Origin of the sequence: Terrabacter sp. 2TAF16, assembly GCF_052115065.1 — a bacterium.
GTDB lineage: Bacteria > Actinomycetota > Actinomycetes > Actinomycetales > Dermatophilaceae > Terrabacter.
This window is the reverse complement of record NZ_JBFRFZ010000007.1, coordinates 39,785-65,659: the sequence shown is the minus strand read 5'-3', so window position 1 is coordinate 65,659 and position 25,875 is coordinate 39,785. Positions and strand designations below refer to the sequence as shown.

23 protein-coding genes are annotated in these 25,875 nt (G+C 71.4%); 19 read left to right on the top strand and 4 right to left on the bottom strand.

The window, feature by feature from the left end:
* Positions 1 to 7 precede the first annotated feature (7 nt).
* The 14 genes from AB4Z14_RS12360 (at position 8) to AB4Z14_RS12295 (ending at position 15,760) form a co-directional block, all read left to right on the top strand.
* The gene (locus tag AB4Z14_RS12360) at positions 8 to 1,582 is read left to right on the top strand and encodes a UDP-N-acetylmuramoyl-L-alanyl-D-glutamate--2,6-diaminopimelate ligase (RefSeq protein ID WP_442275438.1); all 1,575 of its coding nucleotides are present in this window, start codon (positions 8 to 10) and stop codon (positions 1,580 to 1,582) included.
* Positions 1,579 to 3,003: a UDP-N-acetylmuramoyl-tripeptide--D-alanyl-D-alanine ligase gene (locus AB4Z14_RS12355; protein ID WP_442275437.1), complete on the top strand. Its 1,425-nt coding sequence runs from the start codon at positions 1,579 to 1,581 to the stop codon at positions 3,001 to 3,003. Before AB4Z14_RS12360 ends, AB4Z14_RS12355 begins: the two co-directional genes overlap by 4 nt.
* Entirely contained in the window at positions 3,000 to 4,085 is a 1,086-nt protein-coding gene (mraY, locus tag AB4Z14_RS12350) for a phospho-N-acetylmuramoyl-pentapeptide-transferase (RefSeq protein WP_056776242.1), read from the top strand. The genes AB4Z14_RS12355 and mraY overlap by 4 nt, the downstream gene beginning before the upstream one ends.
* A complete protein-coding gene (gene murD, locus AB4Z14_RS12345; RefSeq protein WP_442275436.1) occupies positions 4,082 to 5,572 on the top strand; it encodes a UDP-N-acetylmuramoyl-L-alanine--D-glutamate ligase in 1,491 nt (496 codons plus the stop codon). Before mraY ends, murD begins: the two co-directional genes overlap by 4 nt.
* Positions 5,569 to 6,864, top strand: a complete 1,296-nt coding sequence (gene ftsW, locus AB4Z14_RS12340; RefSeq protein ID WP_442275435.1) for a putative lipid II flippase FtsW — start codon at positions 5,569 to 5,571, stop codon at positions 6,862 to 6,864. Before murD ends, ftsW begins: the two co-directional genes overlap by 4 nt.
* The gene (gene murG / locus AB4Z14_RS12335; RefSeq protein ID WP_442275434.1) at positions 6,861 to 7,973 is read left to right on the top strand and encodes an undecaprenyldiphospho-muramoylpentapeptide beta-N-acetylglucosaminyltransferase; all 1,113 of its coding nucleotides are present in this window, start codon (positions 6,861 to 6,863) and stop codon (positions 7,971 to 7,973) included. The genes ftsW and murG overlap by 4 nt, the downstream gene beginning before the upstream one ends.
* A complete protein-coding gene (murC, locus tag AB4Z14_RS12330; RefSeq protein ID WP_442275433.1) occupies positions 7,970 to 9,445 on the top strand; it encodes a UDP-N-acetylmuramate--L-alanine ligase in 1,476 nt (491 codons plus the stop codon). The genes murG and murC overlap by 4 nt, the downstream gene beginning before the upstream one ends.
* Positions 9,442 to 10,218 (top strand): cell division protein FtsQ/DivIB, encoded by a 777-nt coding sequence (locus AB4Z14_RS12325; RefSeq protein WP_442275432.1) that lies wholly within the window; start codon positions 9,442 to 9,444, stop codon positions 10,216 to 10,218. The genes murC and AB4Z14_RS12325 overlap by 4 nt, the downstream gene beginning before the upstream one ends.
* A gap of 361 nt (positions 10,219 to 10,579) precedes the next feature.
* A complete protein-coding gene (gene ftsZ, locus AB4Z14_RS12320; RefSeq protein WP_442275431.1) occupies positions 10,580 to 11,869 on the top strand; it encodes a cell division protein FtsZ in 1,290 nt (429 codons plus the stop codon).
* 139 nt (positions 11,870 to 12,008) lie between these two features.
* Positions 12,009 to 12,755: a polyphenol oxidase family protein gene (locus AB4Z14_RS12315; protein ID WP_442275430.1), complete on the top strand. Its 747-nt coding sequence runs from the start codon at positions 12,009 to 12,011 to the stop codon at positions 12,753 to 12,755.
* On the top strand, positions 12,752 to 13,492 hold the full coding sequence (locus tag AB4Z14_RS12310) for a YggS family pyridoxal phosphate-dependent enzyme (protein WP_442275429.1): 741 nt from the start codon (positions 12,752 to 12,754) through the stop codon (positions 13,490 to 13,492). The genes AB4Z14_RS12315 and AB4Z14_RS12310 overlap by 4 nt, the downstream gene beginning before the upstream one ends.
* A 40-nt stretch (positions 13,493 to 13,532) precedes the next feature.
* Positions 13,533 to 14,015: a cell division protein SepF gene (locus AB4Z14_RS12305; RefSeq protein ID WP_442275428.1), complete on the top strand. Its 483-nt coding sequence runs from the start codon at positions 13,533 to 13,535 to the stop codon at positions 14,013 to 14,015.
* Positions 14,016 to 14,115: 100 nt separating this feature from the next.
* The gene (locus AB4Z14_RS12300) at positions 14,116 to 14,400 is read left to right on the top strand and encodes a YggT family protein (protein WP_020144665.1); all 285 of its coding nucleotides are present in this window, start codon (positions 14,116 to 14,118) and stop codon (positions 14,398 to 14,400) included.
* A gap of 133 nt (positions 14,401 to 14,533) precedes the next feature.
* Positions 14,534 to 15,760, top strand: coding sequence for a DivIVA domain-containing protein (locus tag AB4Z14_RS12295; RefSeq protein ID WP_442275427.1), 1,227 nt, complete (start codon positions 14,534 to 14,536; stop codon positions 15,758 to 15,760).
* A 130-nt stretch (positions 15,761 to 15,890) separates the two neighbouring features.
* Here the strand turns inward: AB4Z14_RS12295 and AB4Z14_RS12290 are convergent, their stop codons facing one another.
* The gene (locus tag AB4Z14_RS12290; RefSeq protein WP_442275426.1) at positions 15,891 to 16,583 is read right to left on the bottom strand and encodes a hypothetical protein; all 693 of its coding nucleotides are present in this window, start codon (positions 16,581 to 16,583) and stop codon (positions 15,891 to 15,893) included.
* A 31-nt stretch (positions 16,584 to 16,614) separates the two neighbouring features.
* Here AB4Z14_RS12290 and AB4Z14_RS12285 point away from each other — a divergent pair, with 31 nt between their 5' ends.
* The 3 genes from AB4Z14_RS12285 (at position 16,615) to AB4Z14_RS12275 (ending at position 18,795) form a co-directional block, all read left to right on the top strand.
* Entirely contained in the window at positions 16,615 to 17,097 is a 483-nt protein-coding gene (locus AB4Z14_RS12285) for a TraR/DksA family transcriptional regulator (RefSeq protein WP_056776261.1), read from the top strand.
* Between the two features lie 71 nt (positions 17,098 to 17,168).
* Positions 17,169 to 17,870, top strand: a complete 702-nt coding sequence (lspA, locus tag AB4Z14_RS12280; RefSeq protein WP_442275425.1) for a signal peptidase II — start codon at positions 17,169 to 17,171, stop codon at positions 17,868 to 17,870.
* Positions 17,863 to 18,795, top strand: a complete 933-nt coding sequence (locus AB4Z14_RS12275; RefSeq protein ID WP_442275424.1) for an RluA family pseudouridine synthase — start codon at positions 17,863 to 17,865, stop codon at positions 18,793 to 18,795. Before lspA ends, AB4Z14_RS12275 begins: the two co-directional genes overlap by 8 nt.
* A 3-nt stretch (positions 18,796 to 18,798) precedes the next feature.
* Here the strand turns inward: AB4Z14_RS12275 and AB4Z14_RS12270 are convergent, their stop codons facing one another.
* From AB4Z14_RS12270 to AB4Z14_RS12260, 3 genes are all read right to left on the bottom strand, one after another.
* Positions 18,799 to 19,563, bottom strand: a complete 765-nt coding sequence (locus AB4Z14_RS12270; protein ID WP_442275423.1) for a hypothetical protein — start codon at positions 19,561 to 19,563, stop codon at positions 18,799 to 18,801.
* 78 nt (positions 19,564 to 19,641) lie between these two features.
* On the bottom strand, positions 19,642 to 20,472 hold the full coding sequence (locus AB4Z14_RS12265) for a hypothetical protein (RefSeq protein ID WP_442275422.1): 831 nt from the start codon (positions 20,470 to 20,472) through the stop codon (positions 19,642 to 19,644).
* Complete coding sequence (locus tag AB4Z14_RS12260) at positions 20,465 to 21,028, bottom strand: RNA polymerase sigma factor (protein WP_442275421.1); 564 nt, start codon at positions 21,026 to 21,028, stop codon at positions 20,465 to 20,467. The genes AB4Z14_RS12265 and AB4Z14_RS12260 overlap by 8 nt, the downstream gene beginning before the upstream one ends.
* A 138-nt stretch (positions 21,029 to 21,166) precedes the next feature.
* On the opposite strand from AB4Z14_RS12260, the gene dnaE reads away from it, so the two are divergent.
* Both dnaE and AB4Z14_RS12250 read left to right on the top strand, forming a co-directional pair.
* Positions 21,167 to 24,760, top strand: coding sequence for a DNA polymerase III subunit alpha (dnaE, locus tag AB4Z14_RS12255; RefSeq protein WP_442275420.1), 3,594 nt, complete (start codon positions 21,167 to 21,169; stop codon positions 24,758 to 24,760).
* Positions 24,760 to 25,875 (top strand): winged helix DNA-binding domain-containing protein, encoded by a 1,116-nt coding sequence (locus AB4Z14_RS12250; RefSeq protein WP_442275419.1) that lies wholly within the window; start codon positions 24,760 to 24,762, stop codon positions 25,873 to 25,875. Before dnaE ends, AB4Z14_RS12250 begins: the two co-directional genes overlap by 1 nt.

Sequence of the window (25,875 nt, the reverse complement as noted above, 5' to 3'; positions counted from 1 at the left end):
GGATGACGTGTCACCTTCCCCCCTTCGACCCGCCACGTCGGGTGTGCGCCTCCGCGACCTGACGACCCGGATCCGGGCCGAGGTGGCCTCTGGAGCCGGCGTCGACGCCGTCGTGACAGGGGTCACGCTCGACAGTCGAGCCGTGCGCCCGGGCGACCTGTACGCGGCCCTCCCGGGCTTCAACGTGCACGGCGCGCGCTTCGTCGCCGACGCCGTGGCCGACGGAGCCGTCGCGGTTCTCACCGACACGGCCGGCCTCGCCGAGCTGGCCGACCTCACGGTGCCCGTCGTCGTGACGCAGGACCCCCGGAGCGTGCTCGGCGAGGTCGCGGCGCAGGTCTACGGCCGGCCCTCCGACTCGCTGACGATGCTCGGGGTCACCGGCACCAACGGCAAGACCACGACGGCCTACCTCGTCGAGTCGGCGCTGCGGGCGCACGGTCAGCGGACGGGGCTCATCGGCACCGTCGAGACGCGCATCGGTGACGAGCGCGTCGAGTCGGTGCGCACGACGCCCGAGGCGACCGACCTGCACGCCCTCCTCGGGCTCATGCGGGAGCGGGGCATCGACGCCTGCATCATGGAGGTTTCGAGCCACGCCCTCGAGCTGCACCGGGTCGACGGCGTCGTCTACGACGTCGCGCTCTTCACGAACCTCTCCCAGGACCACCTCGACTTCCACCCCTCGATGGACGACTACTTCGGGGCCAAGGCCTCCCTCTTCACGCCGCAGCGCTCTCGCGCCGCGGTCGTCTGCGTCGACGACGCCTGGGGTCGGCGCCTCGCGTCCGAGGCCACCGTGCCGACGACGACCCTCGCCACGACGACCGAGGGCGCCCGTGACGCCGACTGGGGCGTCGAGGAGGGCGACGACGGCGCGTTCACCCTGCGGGAGCGGTCCACGGGCCGCGCCCTGAGCCTCGTCTCGCACCTGCCCGGTCACTTCAACGTCGCCAACACCGCGCTGGCCGCCCTCGCGCTCCTGTGCATCGGCCTCGAGCCGAGCGAGGTAGAGGCCGCCATGTCCGTGGCCCCGGACGTGCCGGGCCGTATGGAGGTCGTCGCGCCCGGTGGGCCCGAGGGTCCGCGCTGCGTCGTCGACTTCGCGCACACGCCCGACGCCGTCGATGCCGCCCTCGCAGCCCTCCGTGCCTCGACCGGCGGTCGCCTCATCGCCGTCCTCGGTGCCGGGGGAGACCGAGACCGGGGCAAGCGACCGGCCATGGGGGCCGCCGCTGCGCGCCGCGCCGACGTCGTCGTCGTCACCGACGACAACCCCCGCTCCGAGGACCCGGCCGAGATCCGTTCGGCCGTCATCGCCGGGGCTCGCGAGGAGGTCGGTGCCGGGTCGGCACGGGCGTCCGAGATCATCGACGGCGGCACGCGCTCGAGCGCGATCGCCGAGGCCATCGCCCTCGCGGTGGTCGGCACGGGGCAGGACCGCCCTGTCGACACCGTCGTGGTGCTCGGCAAGGGACACGAGAAGGGTCAGGAGATCCACGGAGTGAAGCACCCGTTCGACGACCGCGACGCCGTGCGCGCCGCCCTCGCAGCCGTCAGCTCGTCGGGGGTGACGTCGTGATCGCCTTGTCCCTCAGCGAGATCCGCGACCTCACCGGAGGTGCCGTCCATGGCACCGACACGCCTGAGGCCGTCGTCGTCGACGGTCCGGTGACCACCGACTCCCGCGAGTGCGGGCCGGGCAGCCTCTACGTCGCGCGGGTCGGCGAGACCGCAGACGGGCACGACTTCGTCGCTGCCGCCGTCTCGGCGGGAGCGGCCGCAGCCCTCACCGCGCGTCCGGTCGACGGCGTGCCGTGCGTCGTCGTCGACGACGACGTCCAGACTGCCTTCGGCCGGATCGCCCGCGGGGTCGTCGACCGCGCTCCCGAGCTGCGGGTCGTGGGCATCACCGGCTCGTCCGGCAAGACCAGCGTCAAGGACCTCCTCGCGTCCGTGCTGTCGTCGGTTGCCGAGACGGTCGCACCCGTCAACTCGCTCAACGGCGAGATCGGCGTGCCGCTCACGGTGTGCCGTGTCACGCCGACGACGCGCTTCCTCGTCGCCGAGATGGGCGCCCGGGGCATCGGCCACATCGCCTACCTCACGCGCATCGCACCGCCGCAGGTCGCGATCGTCCTCAACGTCGGCACCGCCCACATCGGCGAGTTCGGATCGCGCGAGAACATCGCCCGCGCCAAGGCGGAGCTGCCCCTGGCGGTCCCTGCCGAGGGGCTGTCGATCCTCAACGCCGACGACCCCGTCGTGGCCGCCATGGCCTCCGGCGTCGCGTCCCGGGTCCAGCTCGTCGGGCTCGCGCCCGAGGCGGACGTGCGTGCCGAGGAGGTCACCCTCGACGAGCGGGGGAGGGCGGCATACAACCTCGTGAGCCCGCAGGGCTCGGCCCGGGTCTCCCTGCGCCAGAGCGGTGCCCACCACGTCGGCAACTCCCTCGCCGTCGCGGCGGCGGCGCTCGAGCTCGGGCTGTCGCTCGACCAGGTCGTGGCCGGGCTCGGCGCTGCCGAGGCCGTGAGCCGCTGGCGGATGGAGATCACCGACCGGCCCGACGGCGTGGTCGTCGTCAACGACGCCTACAACGCGAACCCTGACTCCATGCGTGCCGCCCTCGACGCCGTCGCCGCCATGCACGTGACGGGGGAGCGCTGGGCCGTCCTCGGGGGCATGCTCGAGCTCGGGCCCGACAGCGACGCCGAGCACGCAGCAGTCGGGGCGTATGCCGCGTCCCGCGGTTTCGAGCACGTCCTGGCCGTCGGCGAGGGCGCCCGTCCGCTCGCCGCGGCCGTCCCCGGTTCGGAGTGGGTGCCCGACACCGACGCTGCCCACGACCTGCTCGCCACGCGCGTCCGCGCCGGCGACGTCGTCCTGCTCAAGTCCAGCCGCGACAGCGGACTGCGTTGGCTCGGCGACCGTCTCGCCTCCGAGGGTGGCGCGAGCACCACCACACCCGTCCCCACGACCTCCGGAGAGGCGGTCTCGCGGTGAAGGGTGTCCTTCTCGCAGCATCGATCTCGCTGCTCATCTCGTTGTTCGGCACCCCGCTGTTCATCAAGTACCTCGTCAAGCGCGGCTACGGCCAGTTCATCCGCGACGACGGGCCCACGTCGCACCACACGAAGCGCGGCACGCCGACGATGGGCGGAGCGGTCATCCTCGCGGCGATGCTCGGCGCCTACTTCCTCGCGCACCTGCTGACCCTCAACCCGCCGACGGCCAGTGGGTTGCTCGTGCTCTTCCTCGCCGCAGGTCTCGGCTTCGTCGGCTTCCTCGACGACTTCATCAAGATCAGCAAGCAGCGCAGCCTCGGCCTCCGCTCGAAGCAGAAGCTCCTCGGGCAGGCCCTCGTCGGCATCACCTTCGCCGGACTGGCGCTCCAGTTCCCCAACGAGCAGTACCGCAATCCCGCCTCGCTGCTCGTGTCGTTCGTGCGCGACACGAACATCAGCCTCGCGCTCGGTGGCAGCACCGTCGTCGGGGTCATCCTCTTCGTCGTGTTCGCCAACGTCATGATCGCGGGCGCGTCCAACGGCGTGAACCTCACCGACGGTCTCGACGGTCTCGCGACGGGCGTCTCGACGATGGTCTTCGGCGCCTACGTCCTCATCAGCATCTGGACCTTCAACCAGAACTGCCAGACCAACCCGGGCATCAAGTGCTACGAGGTGCGCGACTCGCACGACCTCGCCCTCGTGGCTGCTGCGGGCATGGGCGCGTGCTTCGGCTTCCTCTGGTGGAACGCGACCCCCGCAAAGATCTTCATGGGTGACACCGGCTCGCTCGCCCTCGGCGGCGCGCTCGCCGGCCTCGCCATCACGACCCACACGGAGCTGCTCCTCATCATCCTCGGCGGCATGTTCGTCCTCGAGACGCTGTCGGTGGTCGCCCAGGTCGCATCGTTCAAGACCACCGGTAAACGGGTGCTGAGGATGGCGCCGCTGCACCACCACTTCGAGATGGTCGGCTGGAACGAGGTGACGGTCGTGGTCCGCTTCTGGATCATCGCCGGACTCTTCGTCGCCTTCGGCCTCGGCGTCTTCTACGCCGAGTGGGTGGTGGGGTCCCAGTGAGCTTCGACCCGCTCTACGAGCCCCGCGAGGGACTGACCCACCGTGACGCGGACTGGTCGGGGATCAACGTCCTCGTCGTCGGGCTCGGCGTGTCCGGCTTCGCCGCCGCCGACGCGCTCGCCGACCGCGGCGCCCGCGTCACGGCCGTCTCGCGCGACGAGACCGAGGCGATCCGCGAGCGCGCGACGATCCTCGAGATCCTCGACGTCGACGTCCGCCTCGGCCCCGAGCACGTCGTCGAGCCGCCGCCGGGCACCGAGCTCGTCGTCACGTCGCCCGGCGTCCCCCCGCACGACCCGCTCATGCTCGCGGCGGCCACGGCCGGCATACCCGTGTGGGGAGAGGTCGAGCTCGCCTGGCGCATGCGCGCCCGGGAGGGCGCCGCCCCGTGGCTCACGGTCACGGGCACCAACGGCAAGACGACGACCGTCAACATGCTCGCCTCGATCCTGCGGGCCGCGGGCCTGCGCGCCACGTCGGCCGGCAACGTCGGGACGCCCCTGCTGGAGGCGGTGCTCCACCCCGAGCCCTACGACGTGCTGGCCGTCGAGCTCTCGAGCTTCCAGCTGCACTGGCAGCGCTCGGTCTCGGCCGTCGCGTCCGCCGTGCTCAACGTCGCTCCCGACCACATCGACTGGCACGGCAGCTACGCCGAGTACCTCCGGGCCAAGGGCAAGATCTACGAGAACACCCACCTGGCGTGCATCTACAATGTCGCGGACATCCAGACCGAGCAGCTCGTCATGGAGGCCAACGTCGTCGAGGGGTGCCGTGCGATCGGGTTCACGACAGGCATCCCGGCGCCCTCGATGGTCGGCGTCGTCGAGGACGTCCTCGCCGACCGCGCCTTCGTCGAGCAGCGCCAGCGTTCGGCCGCCGAGCTGTGCACCATCGCCGACCTACGGGGTGACGCTCCGTCGGTGGCGCCGCACTACGTCGCCAACGCCCTCGCGGCCGCCGCGCTGGCCCGTGCCTACGGCGTGGGTCCCATCGCCGTGCGTGACGGCCTCCGGGCCTTCCGGCCCGACCGGCACCGGATCGCCGAGCTCGCGACGGTCCAGGGCGTGCGCTTCGTCAACGACTCCAAGGCCACCAACCCGCACGCGGCCGCTGCGGCCATCCGGTCGTTCGACTCCGTCGTGTGGGTCGCGGGAGGCCTGCTCAAGGGAGCCGACGTCGACAGCCTCGTCGAGGAGATGGCGTCGCGCCTGCGGGGTGTCGTGCTCATCGGCGCCGACCGCGACCAGATCGCCCAGGCCCTTTCCCGACACGCGCCGGATGTCCCGGTCGTCGACGTGTCCGACACCGACACTGGAGTCATGGACCGTGTCGTCAGGGAGGCTGCCCGACTCGCCCAGCCGGGCGACGTCGTGCTGCTCGCCCCCGCCGCCGCGTCGATGGACATGTTCACCAACTACGGAGCCCGCGGCGACGCCTTCGAGGAGGCGGTCCGGCGGCACCTCGAGGCACACGGGGGGCTGGAGTGAGCCCGACCACCGCCGGCGACAAGACGGCCGCGGGGACCGCGGGCGCGGCTGACACCGCGACCACGCACCGGTCGCTGCCCGTCATCGGCAAGCTCGAGTCGCCGCTGACGACGTACTACCTCATCCTCGGCGCCACCTCGACGCTCGTCGTCTTCGGCCTGATCATGGTCTTCTCGGCCTCCAGCGTCGAGCAGCTGCTCGCCGACGAGGCCTCGTACACCGTGTTCCTGCGCCAGCTGCTCTTCGCCGTCATCGGCGCCGTCGCGGCGGGTGTCGCGAGCCGCGTCGCCGTGGGCACGTGGAAGCGCCTCGCCTTCCCGACGATCATCGTGTCCGTGCTGCTGCTCGCAGCCGTCATCCCGTTCGGCCGGAGCGTCAACGGCAACCGCAACTGGCTCGCCGTCGGGCCGATCCAGTTCCAGCCCGCCGAGTTCGCCAAGGTGGGCCTCGTGCTCGTCGGTGCCGTCATCTTCGCCAACAAGTCGTCGCGGATGGCGAGCATGCTCCACGTCGTGCTGCCCTACCTCGTGCCCATCGCCACCGTCGTCATCGGCCTGATCCTCGCCGGGCACGACCTCGGCACGGCGATGGTCGTGCTCGTCATCGTCGCCGCGGTCCTGCTGGTCGCAGGTGCCCCGAAGCGCGTGTTCGCCATCGCGGGAGGCTTCGCCGTCCTCGGGGTCGCCCTCATGGTGACCGGCAGCAACAACCGCACGAGCCGCATCGCGAACTGGCTGAGCCCGGCCTGCAACGCCGACCCCGACGGCTGGTGCGGCCAGTCGGTCCACGGGCTCTACGCCCTCGCCGACGGTGGGTGGTGGGGCGTCGGCCTCGGGGCCTCCAAGGAGAAGTGGGAGTGGCTGTCCGAGGCGCACAACGACTTCATCTTCGCGATCATCGGCGAGGAGCTCGGGCTGCCGGGCACCCTCATGGTGCTGCTCCTCTTCGGCATCCTCGCCTGGGCCTGCTTCCGGCTCGTCAGCCGCACACAGGACCGCTTCGTGCGCATCGCCGGCTTCGGCATCATGGCGTGGCTCCTCGGCCAGGCGATCATCAACATCGGCGCCGTCATCGGGCTCTTCCCGGTCATCGGTGTCCCGCTGCCGCTCGTCTCGGCCGGAGGGTCCTCACTCGTGACGACCCTCCTGGCCCTCGGCATCCTGCTGTCCTTCGCGCGCCACGAACCGGGCTGCAAGGCCCTGCTCGACGCGCGCCCGAGTCTCGTCCGTCGGTCGCTCGCGGTGCTCCCGTCCCGCGTCCGGTCCGTCCCGCAACGTCGCAGAAGCCGGTGATCCCCCTGTCCTCGCCCACCTCCGTCCTGCTCGCCGGGGGAGGCAGTGCCGGCCACGTGTCGCCGCTGCTCGCCCTCGCGGACGCCCTCCGTCGGCGCCACCCCGACCTGCGGGTGACGGCGCTCGGCACGCAGGAGGGTCTCGAGGCGCGCCTCGTGCCGGCCCGGGGCTACGACCTGAGGGTGGTGCCCAAGGTGCCGTTGCCGCGTCGCCCGAGCGCCGACCTGCTCCGGCTCCCGGGCCGTCTCAAGGCGGCCGTCGACGCCGCCGGCGCGGCCATCGACGAGACCGGTGCCGAGGTCGTCGTCGGCTTCGGGGGCTACGTCAGCACCCCGGCCTACCTCGCCGCGCGGCGCCGTCACGTCCCCATCGTCGTCCATGAGCAGAACGCCCGTGCGGGCCTGGCCAATCGTCTCGGCGCCCGCTGGGCGAGTGCCGTGGCGACGACCTTCTCGGTCACGTCCCTTCCGCACGCCCAGCGGATCGGCATGCCGCTGCGCCGTGAGGTCGCCACGCTCGACCGCGAAGCCGTGCGTGCCGAGGCCCTCGAGCACTTCGGGCTCCAGCCACAGTGGCCCACCGTCCTCGTCACCGGCGGGTCGCTCGGCGCCCAGCGCCTCAACGACGCCTTCCGGGCGCGCGTGGCCGAGCTGAGCCGCGGGGGAGTGCAGGTGCTGCACGTGACCGGGCTGGGCAAGGAGTTCGTCCCCGAACCGCCGGCCGAGGGGGCCCCGTACGTCGTCGTGCCGTACGCCGACCGGATGGAGCTGGCGTATGCCGCCGCCGACCTCGTCGTCGCACGCTCGGGTGCCAACACGGTGTGCGAGCTGACGGCCGTCGGCCTGCCGGCCGTCTACGTCCCGCTGCCCGTCGGCAACGGCGAGCAGCGCGTCAACGCCGCCGACGTCGTGTCCGCCGGTGGTGGCCTGCTCGTCGACGACGCCGACCTCACCCCCGAGTGGGTCGACGCCGTGCTGCTCGGGCTCGCGACCGACCGCGAGAGGATCTCACGGATGGCTGCGGCCGCCCGGGCCCTGGGCGAACCCGCCGCCGACGAGAAGCTCGCCGACCTGGTCGACCGGGCCGCCGAAGGCAGGAACCGCACGTGACCCAGAACCCGCGCACCCCCACCGTCGACGACCCGTTCGCGGCGGCGCGCTTCGACTTCCGGGCCGTCGTGCCCGGCGCCGACGAGCTCGGTCGTGTGCACTTCCTCGCCATCGGCGGCGCCGGCATGTCGGGCGTCGCCCGCATCATGCTCGCGCGTGGCATCCGCGTCACGGGCAGCGACGCCAAGGACGTGCCGGTCCTCAAGGCCCTCGAGAGCGAGGGCGCCGGCGTGTGGGTCGGCTTCCACGAGGCGCACCAGGAGCGTGCCGACGCCATCGTCATGAGCTCCTCGATCCGCGACGACAACGTCGAGCTCGTCGCCGCGCGCCAGCGTGGCGTGCGCGTGCTGCACCGCGCGCAGGGACTTGCCGCGCTCATGCACGGACGCCGGCCGGTCGCCGTGGCCGGTGCCAACGGCAAGACGACGACGACCTCGATGCTCACCGTGGCCCTGCAGGGCTGCGGTCTCGACCCGTCGTTCGCCGTCGGCGGCGAGCTCGCGAAGCACGGCACCAACGCGCACGACGGCTCCGACGACATCTTCGTCGTCGAGGCCGACGAGAGCGACGGCTCGTTCGTCGTCTACCGTCCCGAGGTCGCGATCGTCACCAACGTCCAGCCCGACCACCTCGACTTCTACTCGAACTTCAAGGTTGTCCAGGCGGCCTACGACGCGTTCGTCGGCACGATCCGCCCCGGGGGCCTGCTCGTCACGTGCGCCGACGACGCCGGTGCCGTGGCGCTGGCCGAGCGAGCCCGGGCCGCGGGCACGCGCGTGCTGACCTACGGCTTCGAGCCGGCGTCCGACGTCGTCCTGGACCATCACCACCAGGACGGCGTCACGTCCTCGGTCACGCTGCTCGACGAGGGCGTCGAGCGACGCATGACGCTCGGCGTGCCGGGCCGCCACAACGCGCTCAACGCCGCGGCCGCGTACGCCGCCGCCGTCCACGGGCTCGGGCAGGCGCCCGACCAGGTCCTGGCCGGGCTGGCGTCCTTCACGGGGACCCGCCGTCGTTTCGAGCCGAAGGGCGAGGCCGGCGGAGTCGTCGTCGTCGACGACTACGCCCACAACGCGGGCAAGGTCGCAGCGGTCGTCGAGACCGCCAAGGACCTCGTCGGCGACACCGGCCGGCTCGTCGTCGTCTTCCAGCCGCACCTCTACAGCCGCACGCGCGACTTCGCCGCCGAGCTCGGGGCCGGCCTGTCCCCGGCGGACGTCGTCGTCCTCATGGACGTCTACGCCGCCCGCGAGGACCCCGTGCCCGGAGTGTCCGGCCGACTCGTCGCCGACGCCGTGACGGCGGCCAGGCGCGAGGTCGAGGTCCACTACGTGCCCTCGTGGTCGGAAGTGGCCGGTCGGGTCGCCGACCTCGCCCGTCCCGGGGACCTCGTGCTCACCGTCGGTGCGGGCGACGTCACCATGATCGGCCCGGAGGTGCTGCGGATCCTCGGGGGAGGCACGCCATGATGCTCGAGCACGGCAACGCCCGCCGCCGCGTCGCGGGCACCGGTCTCGCCTCGTCGCGCACCCGCTTCGAGCGCCGCGCGGCCGCCGCTCGGCGACGTCCTCGCCTCGTCGCGGGGATCCTCGCCGCCCTCGTGCTGGGCGCCGGACTGCTCGTGTGGGTGGGGTGGTTCAGCAGCGCCCTCACGGCGTCTCGCGTCGAGGTCCACGGCGTGGGCGCGGCCGCCTCCGCGCAGGTGCGTGCCGTCGCCCGGGTGCCGCTCGGCGGTCCGCTCATGCGCGTCGACACCGACGCCGTCGCGCAGCGGCTGCTCGCCGGCAAGGCGTGGAGCTCCGTCACCGTCGGCCGCGGTCTGCCCGACTCCGTCGTCATCACGGTCACCCCCAGGGTCGCCGTGCTCGCCGTCCGCAACCCTCGAGGTGAGGTGGACGTCGTGGACCGCGACGGGGTCGCCTTCCGCACCGTCGGCAGTGCCCCCGACGGCGTCCCGCTCGTCAGCTCGGGGTCCGCGCAGGTCACCAAGGCCGGGGTCGAGGCTGCCCTGGGCGCGCTGGGGTCCCTCGACCCGTCGCTGCGTGCCGACGTCTCAGGGGTGTCGGTGTCGACGGCGGACCAGGTCTCCTTCACCGTCAAGGCCAAGGGGGAGAAGCGCAAGACGGTTGTCTGGGGTGGCGCCGCCGACGGCAAGCGCAAGGCAGATCTCGTGAAGATCCTTCTGCGAGAACCCGGTTCGACGATCGACGTCAGCGTCCCGTCGTCACCGGTCACACGCTGACACCCACGGCAGGGCGGCTCGTCCGCCACGGGACCCGCCCACGGGCCCGCAGGCAGGCCGTGGGAGGGTGATCCCCGGCGGTCGTGACCCCCAAGTGTCCGGTGGTGCTGGTGTGGCCCTTGGGGCGCGGTCCCTGGAATTGGGTCAATCCCGGTGACGACACGCCGCGGCGTGGGTTGATCGACCCTGTGCCTCGTCATACCGTCAGGGCACTGGTTCGTGACCAAACTGTAACCTTTATGTCTACGTTTAAGGTTTGAGGGCTACACGCTCGGAACGAGCCGCACCACCCACACCATGCACCGCCCGTCCCCCAGACCACCCGCAGCACCGGCACCACCAGTCAGGAAGGCCCACTCTCGTGGCAGCAGCACCGCAGAACTACTTGGCCGTCATCAAGGTCGTCGGCATCGGCGGCGGCGGCGTCAATGCCATCAATCGCATGATCGAGGTCGGCCTCAAGGGTGTCGAGTTCATCGCCATCAACACCGATGCCCAGGCGCTGCTCATGAGCGACGCCGACGTCAAGCTCGACGTCGGCCGCGAGCTGACCCGCGGCCTCGGCGCCGGCGCCGACCCCGAGGTCGGCAAGAAGGCCGCCGAGGACCACTCCGAGGAGATCGAGGAGGTCCTCAAGGGGGCCGACATGGTCTTCGTCACCGCCGGTGAGGGCGGCGGCACGGGCACCGGCGGCGCCCCCGTCGTGGCCCGCATCGCGCGCGAGCTCGGTGCCCTGACGATCGGTGTCGTCACTCGCCCGTTCACCTTCGAGGGCCGTCGTCGCGCCAACCAGGCCGAGTCCGGCATCGGCAGCCTCCGCGAGGAGGTCGACACCCTGATCGTCATCCCCAACGACCGGCTGCTGTCGATCAGCGACCGCAACGTGTCGATGATGGACGCCTTCCGCTCGGCCGACCAGGTCCTGCTCTCCGGTGTCCAGGGCATCACCGACCTCATCACGACGCCCGGTCTCATCAACCTCGACTTCGCCGACGTCAAGTCGGTCATGCAGGGCGCGGGCTCGGCCCTCATGGGCATCGGGTCCGCACGCGGCGAGGACCGGGCCGTCCAGGCGGCCGAGCTCGCGATCAGCAGCCCGCTGCTCGAGGCGTCCATCGACGGCGCCCACGGCGTCCTCCTCTCCGTGCAGGGTGGGTCCGACCTCGGTCTCTTCGAGATCAACGAGGCCGCTCGCCTGGTCCAGGAGGCCGCCCACCCGGAGGCCAACATCATCTTCGGTGCCGTCATCGACGACGCCCTGGGCGACGAGGTCCGGGTCACGGTCATCGCCGCGGGCTTCGACAGTGGCGGCCCCAGCCAGCGACACGACGACCGCGCCCTCGGGCAGGTCATGGGTCGCTCGCAGCCGGCCCAGCAGCGTCCCGCCACGCCGGCTCCGCAGTCGGTGCCGCAGCACTCCAACGGCGTGCCGCAGGCGGCTCCGCAGCAGGCGGCGCACCAGCAGGCGCAGCCGGCCCCGGTGCACCACCAGCAGCCCGCCCAGCAGCTGCCGACCCAGCAGCCCGCTGCCCCGGCGCAGCAGCCTCAGCACCACGCTCCGGCCCCCGCGGCCCAGCCGGTGCAGCAGCCGCCGCGCCAGGTGACGTTCGACGACGGCGACGACCTCGACGTGCCCGACTTCCTCAAGTAGGACCACGGGCGGCCCGAGGCCGAGATCGACCCGGACGGGCGGGAGACGCGTTGAGCGTCTCCCGCCCGTCGGCGTCCCACGGGCCGCCACGGTGCGGTCGGCCGCGGGCCGCTCTGGTCCGCGGGATAGGTTTGTCATCGTGTTCTACTGGCGCACCACCACCGCGAGCGACGGCGACGCCTGCTCCGTCGACCTCGCCTTCACGGGTCGGTCGGCAGGCCGGGGGAGCGGGCCGTATGCCGGTCTCAACCTCGGCGGCCACGTCGGCGACGACCCCGCCGACGTCGAGGGCAACCGCACCGCCGTCGCGCACGAGATCGACGTCCCACGCGATCGTCTCGTCCTCATGAACCAGGTCCACGGGGCCGACGTCGTGCAGATCGACGGGCCGTGGGTCGGGGACCCACCAGCGGTCGACGGAATCGTCACGCGCGCAACCGATCTCGCGCTCGGTGTGCTGGTCGCCGACTGTGTCCCGGTGCTGCTGCACGATGCTCGCGCCGGAGTCGCCGGGGCGGTGCACGCCGGTCGGCCGGGCATGCTCGCGGGCATCGTCGGCCGGGCCGTCACCGCGATGCGCGACCTCGGTGCGACGTCCGTCTCGGCGACCGTGGGGCCGTCCGTCTGTGGACGGTGCTACGAGGTCCCGGCAGAGATGGCGCGCACCACCGCCGAGACCTCAGCGGCCTCGGCCGCACGGTCCTGGACCGGCACCCCCGCCATCGACGTGGCCGCCGGAGTCGTCGAACAGCTCGCTGCGGCAGACGTCGCTGTGCAGTGGGTCCCGGGCTGCACCCGCGAGAGCGGAGACCTCTACTCCTACCGGCGCGACGGCCGCACCGGTCGTTTCGCCGGCATCGTCGCGCTGCGTCCGGTGCACGCGTGACCGGCGGCCCGTCGGCCGGCGACGAGGCGCGACGCGACGAGCTGCGCGACAACCTCGGTGCCGTGCGCACGCGCATCGAGCGCGGCTGCGCCGAGGCCGGACGCGACCCCGACGACGTCACCCTCGTCGTCGTCACGAAGTACTTCCCGACCTCCGACGTCCTGCTCCTGCACGACCTCGGCGTCAGGCACTTCGGCGAGAACCGCGACCAGGAGGCCGCCGAGAAGTTCCGCGAGGTCCGGCACGCGCTCTCGGAGGCGGGCGCCGAGGCACCGACCCTCCACTTCATCGGCCGGCTGCAGAGCAACAAGGCGGCGCACGTCGCGGGCTACGCCGACGTCGTCCAGTCGGTCGACCGGACGAAGCTCGTCGCCGCCCTCGCCAAGGGCGCCCACGCCGCGGACCGGACCGTCGAGGTGCTGCTCCAGGTGAGCCTCGACGGCGACACGTCGCGCGGTGGTGTCCTGCCCGCCGATGTCGACGCCCTCGCGGACACCGTTGCGGCACAACAGCTCCTGGACCTGCGCGGCGTCATGGCCGTCGCCCCGCTGGGCGCCGACCCCGACGCGGCGTTCACGCGGCTGCGAGAGGTGGCGGACGGCATACGTGCTCGGCACCCCGGTGCCGACTGGATCTCCGCCGGCATGAGCGGCGACCTCGAGGCCGGGCTGCGGCACGGAGCGACACTCCTGCGTGTCGGCACGGCAATCCTCGGTTCACGCCCGTCACTTCTGTAACGTCGTCAACGATCACAATCCGACGTTTTGGGAGTTGGCCATGGCAGGGGCACTGCGCAAGACGATGGTGTACCTCGGACTGAGCGAGGAGGACCAGCGTCACGATCGTTACGACGACTACGACGCCTACGACGAGTCCGACCGCTACGACGACGAGACCGAGCACACCGCTGCCGTGACGCAGCTGCCCACGAAGCGGCCCGTCGCCGCCGTCGTGCGCGATGTCGAGGTCGGTTCGCTCAACCGCATCACGACGATCCACCCTCGCACCTACAACGAGGCCAAGAACATCGGTGAGTGGTTCCGCGACCAGGTGCCGGTCATCATGAACCTCAGCGACATGGACGACGCCGACGCCAAGCGTCTCGTCGACTTCGCGGCCGGGCTCGTCTTCGGACTGCACGGCACGATCGAGCGGGTCACCTCCAAGGTGTTCCTCCTCTCGCCCGCGCACGTCGAGATCTCCGCCGACGAGCCCGAGGTGCCGGCGGCCTCGACCCGCGGCTTCTTCAACCAGAGCTGAGCCCACCAGTCCACCGCCGTGAGCGCGAACCGGGGTCACAGGACGATCGACCTGGGCCCCGGTTCACACTCTTGCCCCGACATCAGGGACACTGACCGACATGGACGCGTTCTGGACGATCTACGGGGTGGTGGTCTTCACCTTCTTCATCGCCCTCATCGGCCGCTTCGTCATCGACTGGGTGCAGGTGCTGGCCCGGTCCTGGCGACCCACCGGGGTCGTCCTGGTCCTCGCCGAGGCCGTCTACACCGTGACCGACCCGCCCCTGCGCGCCCTGCGCAAGGTCATCCCGTCACCGAGCCTCGGTGGCGTCCGACTCGACCTCAGCTTCCTCGTCCTGATGTTGCTGACCTCTCTCGCTCTCAACGTGCCGAGCTTCTTCTGACCGACCGGCGGTCACCCGCCCCGCACCACGGGCCACGGGTGTCCACACGCCGATCGGTGAGCATGGCTTTGGTTCGTGACCGGAACGTTAGATACCGTTGACCCGAACCATTACGTCTGTATCGAGGTGACACATGGCGCTTACGCCTGAACAGGTGCTCAACAAGCACTTCCAGACCACGCAGTTCCGTCGTGGCTACGAGGAGCGGGACGTTGACGACTTCCTGGACGAGATCGTGGCGGAGATGCGTTCGCTCATCGAGCAGCGTGACGACTACCTGAAGCAGCTCAACGACTGCCGCGCGAGCAAGAACCAGTCGGCCGTCCGTGCCGACGGTGCGACCGCGGCCATGCCGGCCGTGGGCCGGCCCGGTGACGACGCCAAGCTCGGCGGCCTCACCGCAAAGATCCAGGACGCGGAGCGCGCCTTCAAGGCCGCCACCGACCGCGCGGCCAAGGCCAAGGCCGACGCCGAGAACGCCGAGCGGGTGGCCAAGGAGCGCATCGACCGCGCCAAGGCCGAGGCCGAGCGCGCCGAGGCGGCCGCCAAGTCCGCCGTCGACTCGCAGGCGCTCAACGACGCCCAGGCCAAGCTCAACGGCCTCAACTCCCAGGTCGCCGACGCCGAGGGCAAGCTCACCAAGGCGCAGGAGAACGCCCGCGCCGCCGAGGAGCGGGCCGCCAAGGCCCAGGCCGACGCCGAGGCTGCGGCGGCCACCGCCGCACGACTGCGCGAGGAGGCCGCCAAGGCTCCGGCGCCGGCTCCCGCCGCAGCCGCTGCTGCCGCGCCGGCCGCAGCAGCCGCGACGGGCAACGTCGACGCCGCGGGTGTCATCGCCCTCGCCCAGCGCCTGCACGACGAGCACGTGGCCGCCGGTGAGACCCGTCGCGACGAGCTCATCTCCGAGGCCGAGAACCGCCACCGCGAGCTGCTCGCCGCGGCCCAGGCTCGCCACGACGACCTCATCAACACCGGTCAGAGCCGTCACGACGAGGCCACCCAGCAGGCCGAGCAGATCGCAGCCGCAGCCGCGGCCCAGCGTGAACAGATGATCTCCGAGGCCACCTCGCAGCGCGACCAGATGATCGCCGAGGCGACGTCCAAGCGTGACGAGATGCTCACCGAGGCTCGCGAGCGGGCCACCGGCATGGTCGCCGAGGCGCAGCAGAAGAAGGCGGCCCTGCTCGAGGAGCTCGACAAGCAGAAGGGCCTGCTCGACCGCAAGATCGCCGAGCTGCGTGGCTTCGAGAAGAACTACCGCAGCAACCTCAAGTCCTACATCGAGGGTCAGCTGCACGACCTCGACTCGAGCGCCCAGGAGCCGGCCCACGCCGGAGCCGGAGACGGCAACCAGGGCTGAGTCCCACCTCGAACAGACGCACGCAGGCCGTCCGGGCATCGTCCCGGGCGGCCTGAGGTGTATCCGAAGGGCGAACACTTCGCGCGCATAAGCGTTTCGCGTTTGTGCACGACCCGTGCGGGGCTTATTGTCAGCCCCACTTGTCAGCGTCGACGGCTTGAGCGACGGAGGGTCTGATGGCGGCGAAGAAGACGGCAGCGGCGACGACCGCGGCCAAGCGGGCCACCGCGAGCAGGACGACGGGCGCAGCCAGGAAGGCAGCGCCTGCGGCGAAGACTGCGACGAAGCCCGCGACCGCGAGCAGGACCGCGACGAAGACCGCGACGAAGCCTGCGACCACGGCTTCACCAGCCAAGAAGGCCGCGACGAAAGCCGCGCCGGCGAAGAAGGCGGCGACCAAGGCCGTGCCGGTCAAGAAGGCCGCGACGAAGGCCGTGCCGGTCAAGAAGGCCGCGACGAAGGCTGCGCCGGTCAAGAAGGCCGCGACGAAGGCTGCGCCGGTCAAGAAGGCCGCGACGAAGGCTGCGCCGGTGAAGACGGCCGCGACGAAGGCTGCGCCGGTCAAGAAGGCCGCGACGAAGGCTGTGCCCGTGAAGAAGACGGCGACCAAGGCTGTGCCCGTGAAGAAGCCGGCGACCAAGGCCGCCCCCGAGAAGCGGGTCACGACGAAGGCCGCGCCGGCGAAGAAGGCCGCGACGAAGGCCGCGCCCGTCAAGAAGTCCGCTCCGGCGGCTGGAAGGACCACCCGGTCCACGGCGGCGACGAAGCCGCCCGCCACGACGTCCACCCGAGCAGGAGCCGCGAGCGCGAAGTCCGCTGCCAAGGCCCCTGCGACACGAACCAAGAAGGCATCAGTGACCACGAGCTCCACGGCAGGACCCCGCTCGACCACGAAGAAGGCCGCGGGCACCACGACGAACCGCACCAGCGCCCGCAAGCTCGCCGAGCAGCTGCGGGTCAAGGACGACGAGAGCCCCTGGAGCGAGGACGAGATCAGCGAGGTGCGTGGGGTGCTGCTCGAGGAGATCGAGCAGCACCGCGTCGAGCTGAAGCTCGCGGAGGACGAGCTCGACGACCTGCTGCGCGCCTCGGGCGACGGCTCGGGCGACGACCAGGCGGACGCCGGCGCCAAGACGGCCGAGCGCGAGCACGAGATCTCCGTCGCTGCCAACGCTCGGGCGAGCCTGCGCCAGGCCGAGCACGCGCTCGAGCAGCTCGAGGCCGGCACCTACGGCATCTGCGAGAACTGCGGCAACCCGATCGGCAAGCTTCGACTTCAGGCACGTCCTCGTGCGACCCTGTGCATGACATGCCAGGAGAAGCAAGACCGCCACTGACGCCCACGCACGCCACGTCGACCCCCCGCGCGGGGGTCGACGGCGTGTCCACCACTACCTCGACCGAGACCGTGAGTTCGACGCCCGCCGACGAGAGCCGCCCGACGCCAGACCGGCGCAGGCGACTGTTCGTCGTCCTCGGCGTCGTCGCCGTTCTCGCCTTCGTCAGCGACCAGCTGACGAAGATGGTCGCCCTCGACGTGCTCGGCGACGGCGAGTCACGCCCGTTCGTCGGAGACTTCATCCGGCTCAAGCTCATCGGCAACCCCGGCGCGGCCCTGTCGCTCGGGGCGGGCAACACGTGGGTCATGACCGGCATCGCCCTCGCGGTGCTCGTCGCGATCGTCGTCGTCGCCCGCCAGCTCGGGTCGCGGGCCTGGGCCATCGCGCTCGGCCTGCTGCTCGGAGCCGCGATCGGCAACCTCACCGACCGGTTCGTCCGTCCACCCGGCGGCGGCCAGGGCCACGTCGTGGACTTCATCGACTACAACCGCTGGTTCATCGGCAACGTCGCCGACATCTGGATCGTCTCCGCAGCGTGTCTCGTCGTCATCCTGGCTCTGCTCGGGATCGGCGTCGACGGCCGGCGCGACCACGGCCGGGCCGCCACCGCTCCCGACGCCACGACCGACCAGACCACTGCCCGGACCACTTCCCAGACCACCGGCGAGACGACCACGAACGGCGAGACCGACATGACGCAGCAGACCGACGGGACGCCGGACGCTCCCGAGACGCACGACGCGCGGCGTCAGGGGGGCGACCATGCCTGACGTGCGCACCGTGCTCGTGCCGGATGGCCTCGAGGGCGAACGCGTCGACGCCGGCGTGGCCCGCCTCTTCGGGGTCTCGCGCACCAAGGCCGCCGACCTCGCCGCCGACGGCCACGTCGTCATCGACGGCAAGACGGTCGCGAAGTCCGAGCGGCTCTCGGCCGGCACGATGCTCGAGGTCTCGTTGCCGCGCGCCGAGGACAGCCCGAGCCTGCAGGTCATCGCCCAGCCAGTCCCGGGGATGTCGATCGTCCATGACGACGACGACATCGTCGTCGTCGACAAGCCGGTGGGTGTCGCCGCGCACCCCAGCGTCGGCTGGAGCGGGCCGGACGTCGTGTCGGGGCTGGCCGCGGCGGGCTACCGGATCTCGACCTCGGGGGCCCCCGAGCGCCAGGGCGTCGTCAGCCGACTCGACGTCGGCACGTCCGGGCTCATGGTCGTCGCCAAGAGCGAGTACGCCTACTCCCGGCTCAAGCAGGCCTTCCGCAGCCGGACGGTCGACAAGACGTACCACGCCCTCGTCCAGGGTCTGCCCGACCCGGTCGTCGGGACCATCGACGCGCCGATCGGACGGCACCCCGGGCACGACTACAAGTTCGCCGTGATGAAGAGCGGCAAGCCGTCGGTGACGCACTACGAGGTCATCGAGGCGTTCCGCTACGCCAGCCTGCTCGACATCCACCTCGAGACCGGCCGCACCCACCAGATCCGCGTGCACTTCGCAGCGCTGCACCACCCGTGCTGTGGGGACCCGACCTACGGCGCCGACCCGAAGCTCGCAGCTCGCCTCAAGCTCGAGCGACAGTGGCTGCATGCGAAGGGTCTCGGCTTCGAGCACCCAGGCACGGGAGAGTACGTCCACTTCGAGAGTGACTACCCGGAGGACCTCCAGCGCGCGCTGGACATCATCGCGACCTTGTGACCTTCACCCTCGACGTGAGGGTGAAGGCCCTGGCGGGCCGTTCCGTATGCCGTGTGGCGGCGTGGTGTCCGTGCTGAACCCGACCGGGGCGGCGCGCTCCGGGTCGGGCCGGCGCGGGTCCGTGGCGGCCACGTTGCCGGTGACTGCCCGGGACCGCCGCCGTCCGAGGGCGACCCCGAGCCCGAGCGCGAGCACCGCGGCGGCGGTCGTCGCCCACCAGGGCACCGCACCGGGCGTCGCTGCCGCGCCCGTGCCGGGGATCACGGCTGCCACGCGAGCGGCAGCCACCGGCCGTGCCGTGGGCGAGGACGTCGAGGTCGGGGACGGCCTCGTGTCGCCGTAGACGCCGAGGGAGGTCAGCGTCGCGAGGAGCAGCGCGGTGTCCTTGGGCCGGTGCAGCACGGCGGGCGCCTGGAAGAGGTCCTTGCCGTCGGCGAGGTTCATCGACGTCTCGACCCAGACGTCGTCGCCGTCGATGATGACGGCGTCGACGCGCCACGGCGTGACGTCGTGGATCAGCCACGTCAGCCGGACCCGCGCGTCCATGAACGACGCGGCGGGCCTCGCGTCACCGGTGGGGGCGTTGTAGGCGTCGAGGGCCTTCTCGAGGTTCGCGTAGGCCGGGCTCCCGGTGAGGGCGCCTGCGGCCCGTGACCCGTCGTAGTCGACGGCGAGCACGGAGGTCGGGCCACCGGCGGACGCCGGCGGTGCGGACGCGACGAGCAGAGCCGCCGCGACGGCGGCGACGAGCAGGGTGAGTCTGCGCATGGTGTTCTCCTGGGGCGAGTGGGCCCCCGCGAGGGGCCGACGCCACCTCAACACCGCTGCGGACGCGGAGGTTCGCCCTCAGCCGGCCGACCGGGCCACGCGCAGCGCTTCCTCGAGGCTGTTCGCACCCTCGAGACGGTAGGTCACCTCACCCGCCGAGGACGGGACGACCCAGACGAGAGTCGGCCCGGCGAGGCGCGGCGGCTCGGAGTGGGTGTCCCCGGTCCGGTCCACCCACTCGACGCGGTGCGGCGACCCGATCCACACCGCGTCGTGGTCGGCCACCCGGGTCGGCGTGACCGCCTCCCACACCGTCTTGAGGTAGCCCCACGACAACGACCCGACGAAGACGTCGAGACGGGTCGTGCCGGCGCCCGACCCCCACACCAGCTCGGCGACGCGACCGTCGTGCGTGACCGTGACGGACGTCGGTGGGCCGAGCGCCGTGGGCGTCCCGATGTCCGCGCCGATGACCTGCTCCGCCTGCCTCAGCGTCACGGGCGTCGCCGGGGCCCCTCCGGCGCTGCTGCCCGCTGCTCTGGACGCCGGCGATGTCGTCGTGGGAGTCGCGGGCGGTGCGGGCACCTCCCGCACCACGATGCCGCCGATGCGGAGCAGCTCGAGGACCGCGGCACGGACCGGCGGGACGAGAGCGAGCACGAGCACGACGACGGCGGCCGTCGCCCAGCCCAGCCGGCGCCTCAGGACGCGCGTGGGCCGTGCGGCGCTGGGGATCGTCGCCACCACCTGGAGCGGTCCCACGGACGGCGGCTCGGCCGCCGGCTCGGGCGGCTGCACGGCGGCCAGGCGAGCGAGCACGAGCGTCACGAGGTCCGGCCTGGGCGGCTCTGTCACGAGCGTGCGGCCGAGGGCGACGAGCTCGGCCTCGAGGTCGAGGTGGTCAGGCATCGGCCATCACCTCCCGGAGCGAGCGAAGGGCGCGGTGGAGGCGGGACTTGACCGTGCCCGGCGGGATGTCGAGCGTCCCGGCGGTCTCCGCCTCCGAGAGCTCGAGCAGGTAGCGGCACGTCACGACCTCGCGCAGGTCGTCGGGCAGGCCCTCCACCGCCTCGACGAGCCCGGCTCGCCGGTCGCGTGAGACCGCGGCGTCGGCCGGGTCCGGCACCGGGTCCGTCGCCGTCCTCTCCGCGGCCACCCGGAGCTCGCGCAGGGCGCGCCGTGACCGGCCGCGCTGGAGGTTGCGCGTCTCGTTGACGACGATCCGCAGCAGCCACGGACGGAATCCCGCGCCCTCGTGGAACCGCGGCAGGGCCTGGTATGCCTTCACGAACGCCTCCTGCACGACGTCGTCGGCCTCGCTCCCAGCGCCGGAGAGCACCGCGAGCCGTTTGGCGATCGGGGCGTGCAGCGTGACGAGCACCGCGTACGCCGATGCGTCACCGGCGCGTACGCGAGCCAGTACCGCTGCCTCCTCGGACGTGTCGATCCCTGCCTCCGTCCCCACCGACGACCTGCCTCGGCACCATGGTGCCGTCCCGACGCCCCCTCAACACCGCTCGCGCCGGATCGGTTCGCGCGGACCGCGCGACACCCCCACCGACACGCCGAGGAGTGTCCTCGCGGAGGCTTAGACTCGTCCACGATGTCGACCGAAGCCGCCCCGCGCAACGACCAGAACTTCGTGCACCTCCACGTGCACACGGAGTACTCCATGCTCGATGGGGCGGCGCGTATCGGCGACCTCTTCAGCGAGGCGGCGCGGATGGGCATGCCGGCCCTCGCGACGACCGACCACGGCTACGTCTTCGGCGCCTACGAGTTCTGGAAGAAGGCGCAGGGCACCGGCGTCAAGCCGATCATCGGCGTCGAGGCCTACATCACGCCGGGCACGCACCGCACCGACCGCACCAAGGTCAGCTGGGGCGACGGCGGTCGCGACGACATCTCCGGCAGCGGCGCGTACACCCACATGACGATGCTCGCCGAGAACAACCAGGGCATGCACAACCTCTTCCGGATGAGCTCCATCGCGAGCCTCGACCAGGTGTACACCAAGTGGCCGCGCATCGACCGCGACCTGCTCTCGACCTACGGCAAGGGCCTCATCGTCACGACAGGCTGCCCGTCGAGCGAGATCCAGACCAAGCTGCGGTTCGGGATGTACGACGAGGCGCGCGAGGTCGCCGGCGAGCTGCGTGACATCTTCGGCAACGAGAACGTCTACGTCGAGCTGATGGACCACGGTCTCGACATCGAGCGCCGCACCCAGAAGGACCTCATCCGGCTCGCGCGCGACCTCAAGCTGCCGCTCCTGGCCACCAACGACCTGCACTACACCCGCGCCGAGGACGCCAAGGCCCACGCCGCACTGCTCTGCGTCCAGTCGGGCTCGACCTTGATGGACCCCAACCGGTTCAAGTTCGACGCCGACGACTTCTACCTCAAGTCCGGGCAGGAGATGCGCCACCTGTGGCGCGAGCTGCCAGAGGCGTGCGACAACACCCTGCTCATCGCCGAGCGTTGCGAGGTCTCCTTCACCGAGGGGGAGGGGCGCTTCATGCCGCGCTTCCCGGTGCCCGAGGGCGAGGACGAGACGTCGTGGTTCATCAAGGAGGTCGAGACCGGCCTGTCGCGCCGCTTCCCCGAAGGAGTGCCCGACTACGCCCGCAAGCAGGCGGCCTTCGAGGAGGACGTCATCGTCTCCAAGGGCTACCCGGGCTACTTCCTCGTCGTCGCCGACTTCATCAACTGGGCCAAGCGCAACGGCATCCGCGTCGGTCCCGGCCGAGGCTCGGGTGCCGGCTCGATGTGCGCCTACGCCATGGGCATCACCGACCTCGACCCGATCCCGCACGGCCTCATCTTCGAGCGGTTCCTCAACCCCGAGCGCATGTCGATGCCCGACTTCGACGTCGACTTCGACGAGCGCCGGCGTGGTGAGGTCATCCGCTACGTCACCGAGAAGTACGGCGAGGAGCGCGTCGCGCAGATCGTCACCTACGGCACGATCAAGGCCAAGCAGGCCCTCAAGGACGCGAGCCGCGTCCTCGGCCACCCGTTCGCGATGGGCGAGAAGCTCACCAAGGCGATGCCACCCGACGTCATGGGCAAGGGCATGCCGCTCGCAGACGTCTTCAAGCCCGACTCCAAGCGCTACAACGAGGCCGGCGACTTCCGCGTCGTCCACGACGAGGACCCCCAGGCGCAGGAGGTCGTCGCCACGGCGCTCGGCCTCGAGGGCCTGAAGCGCCAGTGGGGCGTGCACGCGGCCGGCGTCATCATGTCGAGCGAGCCGCTCGTCGACGTCATCCCGATCATGCGCCGCCTGCAGGACGGCCAGATCATCACGCAGTTCGACTACCCCAGCTGCGAGTCGCTGGGCCTGGTCAAGATGGACTTCCTCGGCCTGCGCAACCTGACGATCCTCGACGACGCCATCGAGAACATCAAGCTCAACCGCGACGAGGACATCGACCTCGACGAGCTGTCCAAGACCCTCGACGACCGCGCCACCTACGACCTGCTCGGTCGCGGCGACACCCTCGGCGTCTTCCAGCTCGACGGCGGCGGCATGCGCTCGCTGCTGCGTCTCATGCAGCCCGACAACTTCGAGGACATCTCGGCGGCCCTCGCGCTCTACCGACCGGGGCCGATGGGTGTCAACGCCCACACGAACTTCGCCCTGCGCAAGAACGGCAAGCAGGAGGTCGTCCCGCTCGACCCCCAGCTCAAGGGCAAGCTCCAGCAGGAGATGATCGACGCCCTCGACCCGATCCTCGGGATGACCTACGGCCTGGTCATCTACCAGGAGCAGGTCATGGAGATCGCCCAGAAGCTCGCCGGCTACACGCTCGGCAACGCCGACCTGCTCCGCCGCGCGATGGGCAAGAAGAAGAAGGAGGTCCTCGACGCCGAGTACGTCCCCTTCTCGGAGGGCATGAAGTCGCAGGGCTTCAACGAAGCCTCCATCGCGGCGCTGTGGGGCGTCCTCGTCCCCTTCTCGGACTACGCGTTCAACAAGGCGCACACGGCGGCATACGGCCTGGTGTCGTACTGGACGGGCTACCTCAAGGCCAACTACCCCGCCGAGTACATGGCGGCCCTGCTGACGAGCGTGCGCGACGACAAGGACAAGTCGGCGCTCTACCTCAACGAGTGCCGGCACATGGGCATCAAGGTGCTGCCGCCCGACGTCAACGAGTCGATCGCCAACTTCGCGGCCGTCGGCACCGACATCCGCTTCGGTCTCGCCGCGATCCGCAACGTCGGCCTGCCCGTCGTCCAGGCCATCATCAAGGCCCGCGAGGAGAAGGGGTCCTTCGCCTCGTTCAAGGACTTCCTCTCGAAGGTGCCGGCCGTCGTCTGCAACAAGCGCACCATCGAGTCGCTCATCAAGGGTGGCGCGTTCGACTCGCTCGGCGAGAGCCGGCGCGGCATGGTCGAGGTCCACGAGCGCTACATCGACGCGCTCGTCGAGGTCAAGAAGCAGGAGGCCATCGGCCAGGACAGCCTCTTCGGCAGCTTCGGCGACGACGTCGACGCCGGTGCCCCCGACGGCCCGGGGGCCTTCGACGGCCTGCCGCCCGTGCCGACGATCGAGTGGGACAAGGCCAGCCTGCTCTCCTTCGAGCGCGAGATGCTCGGCCTCTACGTCAGCGACCACCCGCTCTTCGGCATCGAGCACATCCTCGCCACGCATGCCGACACCTCGATCGCCTCGCTCATGGGCGACGACCCCAAGGCCGACGGCACGCCCGTCACCGTCGCCGGGCTCATCACGAGCCTCCAGCTCAAGCGCACGAAGAAGGGCGACCTCTGGGCCATCGCCACCGTCGAGGACCTCGACGGCGCCATCGAGTGCCTCTTCTTCCCCTCGGCCTACATGACGTACTCGACGATGCTCGCCCAGGACACCGTCTGCGCGGTCAAGGGCCGGATCAGTGCGCGCGACGACTCGATCTCGATCTTCGCCCAGGAGCTGACGATCCCCGACATCAAGGAGGGCCCGCGCGGGCCGGTCGTCCTGACCCTCCCACTCGGTCGGGCCACCCCCGCCGTGGCCGAGAGCCTCAAGCGCGTCCTGGGGGAGCACCCCGGCGCGACCGAGGTCCAGGTCAAGCTGACCCAGCCCGGGCGTTCGGTACTCATGTCGCTCGACGACTCGCTCCGGGTCAACGCCACCTCGGCGCTCTTCGGCGACCTCAAGGCCCTGCTCGGTCCGGCCTGCCTCAGCTGATGCGCGAGGCGGACCGCCGGCGGCTGCGTCGGACGAGGATGGCCGCGCTCGGCCTGACGCCCCCGCTCGGCAGCGATGGTGCGGTGTCGGCGCTCGACGTCGCCCGGGAGCTCGGCGCCCTGCAGGCCCAGGACTACGCCAGCGGTGTGTGGTCCCTCGGGGTGCGATCGGGCCTGACGCTCGAGCAGGTCGAGCAGGCGGTCGTCGACCGTGAGGTCGTGCGCACGTGGCCGATGCGCGGCACGATCCACTGGGTCCCGGCCGAGGACGCCCGGTGGATGTGCGAGCTGCTGGCGGCTCCCCGCAGCACGACGCTCGCCACGCGCTTCGCCCAGCTCGGCATCACCGAGGCCGATGTCGAGCTGTCCGGACGACTCTTCGAGCAGCACCTCCGCGAGCCGATGAGCCGTCCCGACGTCGCCGCCCTCCTCGTCGAGCACGGCGTCGACCCCACCGACCAGCGCAACTACCACCTCATCGGCCACCACTGCATGAGCGGACTCATCTGCCAGGGGCCGGTCATCGGCAAGCAGCCGAGCTTCGTCCTCATCGACTCGTGGGTTCCTCACTCCCGCAAGCCGTCCCGCGAGGAAGGGCTCGCGACCGTGGCCGAGCGCTACGTCCGCAGCCACGGTCCCGTCACCGAGAAGGACCTCGCCGGCTGGCTGCTCAAGCCGCTCGGTCTCACGCGAGAGGCGCTCGCGTTCGTCGGTGACCGCATCGTGAGCGAGGTGCTCGACGGGCAGAGGTGGCTCACCCACGTGGACGCGCGCCCGGTCCCCGAGGGTCCAGGCGGCGTGCACCTGCTGCCCCAGTGGGACGAGTTCCTCCTCGGCTACAAGTCGCGCGAGGTGACCCTGCCGCCCGAGCACTTCGTGCAGGTCGTGCCCGGCCGCAACATGGTCTTCAAGCCGACGCTCGTCGTCGACGGCGAGGTCGCCGGCACCTGGCGGCGCGTCCAGAAGCGGGAGCACGTGCGCGTGGAGGTCTCCCCGTTCGCCGACCTGTCGGCCCGCCGGTGGCGCGAGGTCGACGCGTCGGCCGCCGCCTACGGCACGTTCCTCGGCACGGAGGCCGAGGTCGTACGCGTCGGGCCGGCCGACAGGACCGCCTGA

Bases quoted from the DNA above. Each gene is read 5' to 3' on its own strand.
- AB4Z14_RS12325 (WP_442275432.1), top strand. From the start codon at position 9,442: ATGATGCTCGAGCACGGCAACGCCCGCCGCCGCGTCGCGGGCACCGGT.
- AB4Z14_RS12305 (WP_442275428.1), top strand. From the start codon at position 13,533: ATGGCAGGGGCACTGCGCAAGACGATGGTGTACCTCGGACTGAGCGAG.
- AB4Z14_RS12300 (WP_020144665.1), top strand. From the start codon at position 14,116: ATGGACGCGTTCTGGACGATCTACGGGGTGGTGGTCTTCACCTTCTTC.
- AB4Z14_RS12295 (WP_442275427.1), top strand. From the start codon at position 14,534: ATGGCGCTTACGCCTGAACAGGTGCTCAACAAGCACTTCCAGACCACG.
- AB4Z14_RS12275 (WP_442275424.1), top strand. From the start codon at position 17,863: ATGCCTGACGTGCGCACCGTGCTCGTGCCGGATGGCCTCGAGGGCGAA.
- AB4Z14_RS12270 (WP_442275423.1), bottom strand. From the start codon at position 19,563: ATGCGCAGACTCACCCTGCTCGTCGCCGCCGTCGCGGCGGCTCTGCTC.
- AB4Z14_RS12265 (WP_442275422.1), bottom strand. From the start codon at position 20,472: ATGCCTGACCACCTCGACCTCGAGGCCGAGCTCGTCGCCCTCGGCCGC.
- dnaE (WP_442275420.1), top strand. From the start codon at position 21,167: ATGTCGACCGAAGCCGCCCCGCGCAACGACCAGAACTTCGTGCACCTC.
- AB4Z14_RS12250 (WP_442275419.1), top strand. From the start codon at position 24,760: ATGCGCGAGGCGGACCGCCGGCGGCTGCGTCGGACGAGGATGGCCGCG.